Source organism: Microcystis sp. LE19-84.1B (genome assembly GCF_027531875.1).
Classification (GTDB): domain Bacteria; phylum Cyanobacteriota; class Cyanobacteriia; order Cyanobacteriales; family Microcystaceae; genus Microcystis; species Microcystis panniformis.
Window position 1 is genome coordinate 1 of record NZ_JAPZSR010000242.1, and the last position, 2,458, is coordinate 2,458.

The following is a 2,458-nucleotide window of genomic DNA, read 5'->3' on the forward strand; positions in this document are numbered from 1 at the left end:
TTTTGAGAGAATCGTGCTTCAAAACCTTGCGTCTTCATCGGCCCGCGTCCCGTAGGGGCGAAGCATTCGGGCAATAACCTATCGGTGAAACCGGAGATTTTCTATCCGAATGCTTCGCCCGTACTTTTTCAGCAGACCCTAATTGGATTTGGTTGGGTTTAAACCGATACTAAACCGCCAGCGGCCTGGTATCTAGCGCGAGCTTTGCGCCATGATTGTTGCGCTTGGATAGTTTTGCGACGGTCATCCCCTTTACTGGCTTCATCGAGACGGGTTTGGGCCTGTTCGTATTCGGTGCGAGCTTTTTCCTTATCGATTTTTGAGCCTAATTCCGCCCCGTTAACGAGGACTTTGATCTCATTATTTTCGACTTCGGCAAAACCGCCCAAAACTGCGATATTTTCCCAGTCTTTCCCCGGTCGAATTCGCATTACGCCAATATTCAGGGCAGTTAATAAAGGAGCGTGACCGCTAAGAATACCTAATTGTCCCGTGGAACTGGGTAGGATTACTTCTTCAGCCACGTTATCCCAGACAATGCGATCGGGTGTAATAACCCGTACTGTAATGCTCATTGGTGATAATAACGATAATTTTGGCAGATTTCTGGGTTTAGTAACCGCGTTTAGCGGTTACTACTGACTTTTAATTAGCCTTTTTTGAGTTTTGCGCCTTTAGCGATCGCTTCATCGATACTGCCGACCATATAGAACGCTTGTTCGGGTAAGCTATCGAGTTCACCTTTGAGGATCATCTGGAAGCCTTTGATCGTATCAGCGAGGGTAACGTATTTACCCGGAGAACCGGTGAACACTTCGGCCACGAAGAAAGGTTGCGAGAGGAAACGCTCAATTTTACGAGCGCGGTCAACGGTGAGACGATCTTCTTCCGATAATTCGTCTAAACCGAGAATAGCGATGATGTCCTGTAACTCTTTATAGCGTTGCAGGGTAGATTGGACGGCGCGAGCGGTGCCGTAGTGTTCATCACCGACGATATCAGCTTGGAGCATGGTGCTGGTGGAACCGAGGGGATCTACCGCCGGATAGATACCTTTGGAAGCCAGACCCCGGGATAGTACAGTAGTTCCGTCCAAGTGAGCGAAGGTAGTGGCAGGAGCGGGGTCAGTCAAGTCATCCGCGGGTACATAGACCGCTTGGATGGAAGTGATCGATCCCTCTTTGGTGGAGGTAATCCGCTCTTGCAGGTCGCCTACGTCCGTGCCGAGGGTGGGTTGGTATCCTACCGCAGAAGGCATCCGACCGAGGAGCGCCGATACTTCCGAACCAGCTTGCACGAAACGGAAGATATTATCGACAAATAAGAGTACGTCTTGCTTGTTGACATCGCGGAAATATTCGGCCATGGTCAAAGCGGAGAGACCGACGCGCATTCTCGCTCCGGGGGGTTCGTTCATCTGACCGTAAACGAGGGCGATTTTCGATTCTTCGGGGTTATCAGCGTTGATTACCTTCGATTCGATCATCTCGTTGTAGAGGTCGTTTCCTTCGCGGGTTCTTTCACCCACACCGCCAAAAACCGAGACACCCCCGTGTTGAATGGCGATATTGTTGATTAATTCCATCATAATGACGGTTTTGCCCACACCAGCACCCCCAAAGAGGCCGATTTTACCACCTTGACGGTAGGGGGTGAGCAGGTCAATCACCTTGATACCGGTTTCAAAAACCGTCGGTGTCACTTCAAGATCGACTAATTTGGGAGCGGGACGGTGAATAGGAGAGGTTTCGGTGACGTTAACCGGTCCTTTTTCGTCCACGGGTTCACCAAGAACGTTAAAAATCCGACCGAGGGTGCATTTACCCACGGGAACGCTAATCGCTGCGCCGGTGTCCACGATATCCATACCGCGCACTAAACCATCGGTGGTACTCATGGCAACGGCACGCACTTGGTTGTCACCGAGTAACTGTTGTACTTCACAAGTAACGGATAAATTTTGACCGGCGGAGTTAGTTCCTTTTACGGTTAAGGCATTATAAATACGGGGCAGGTTGCCACTGGGAAATTCGGCATCGATGACCGGACCGATGATCTGGACGATTTTACCAACGTTAGTTTCTGTTGTCGCTACCATTGTTTATGTCTACTCTGGGTTTTAGCTGATAACTCCCACAAGGGGAAAGTCTTAATTTTTTGTAAAATTAGCCAATACTCAGCTTATCACGCTAGGGGATCAGATCAGTTATTTTCGCTATCAGCCCTCAGCAGTCGGTCGTCAGGAGACTCGGAGACGGGAGATTATTTTATTTGTTCCCCCCGCTTCCCGCTTCCCGCTCCCTGCTTGACAAACACAGGGGTTAACCACAGAAACCAAAAACCTACCTAAAGCTTTTTAAAGCTACTCATTTCTGTAGCTACATAACTAAAATAAGTAACTTTGACCACCGATAGATTTTAAGAACGTTATCAGGTATAATCAAGATATGAAGCTAGT

The 2,458-nt window shown here is 48.9% G+C and carries 2 protein-coding genes; both read right to left on the reverse strand.

Features of this window, described 5'->3' with window-relative positions:
- Nucleotides 1-158: 158 nt before the first annotated feature.
- Nucleotides 159-575, reverse strand: a complete 417-nt coding sequence (gene atpC / locus O9324_RS13990) for an ATP synthase F1 subunit epsilon (RefSeq protein ID WP_185241173.1) — start codon at nt 573-575, stop codon at nt 159-161.
- A gap of 74 nt (nt 576-649) precedes the next feature.
- Nucleotides 650-2,098, reverse strand: coding sequence for a F0F1 ATP synthase subunit beta (gene atpD / locus O9324_RS13995; protein ID WP_002766069.1), 1,449 nt, complete (start codon nt 2,096-2,098; stop codon nt 650-652).
- Nucleotides 2,099-2,458: the final 360 nt, after the last annotated feature.

What these genes read in the sequence shown, in the direction of transcription:
- atpC (WP_185241173.1), bottom strand. Translation starts at nt 575, where the DNA reads ATGAGCATTACAGTACGGGTTATTACACCCGATCGCATTGTCTGGGAT.
- atpD (WP_002766069.1), bottom strand. Translation starts at nt 2,098, where the DNA reads ATGGTAGCGACAACAGAAACTAACGTTGGTAAAATCGTCCAGATCATC.